This is a genomic window from Ligilactobacillus salitolerans, from assembly GCF_003864415.1.
Classification (GTDB): Bacteria; Bacillota; Bacilli; order Lactobacillales; family Lactobacillaceae; genus Ligilactobacillus; species Ligilactobacillus salitolerans.
This window is the reverse complement of the sequence record NZ_BFFP01000136.1, coordinates 1-313: the sequence shown is the minus strand read 5'-3', so window position 1 is coordinate 313 and position 313 is coordinate 1. Positions and strand designations below refer to the sequence as shown.

Here is a 313-nt window from a genome sequence, read left to right as displayed (position 1 = left end):
TCGGTTTGACTACTATGGCTGGAGCCATCGGTTCTGGCGGCTTAGGTGATATTGCGATCAGCATTGGCTACGCCCGTTTTCAAAACGATGTGATTTTTGCAGCGATGATCATTATCTTGATCTTTGTGTTTGCGGTTCAGATCATCGGCGACTGGTTCGTTCGGATCATTGAACATCAATCGTCAGGCAGGGCAAATACGAAAGCTGGCATAAATGCGCCCCGCAAAGAAAAAAGAAAAAAAGGTGTAAAGAAGACTTCTTGGTGGCTGGTTGGTTCTTTGGCAGTGATCTGCCTCGCATTTGTCGGGATCCA

General features: G+C 47.0%; 1 pseudogene. It reads left to right on the top strand.

From position 1 onward, the window contains the following. A pseudogene (locus tag LFYK43_RS12920) lies at nt 1-313 on the top strand (hypothetical protein); the annotation flags it as partial.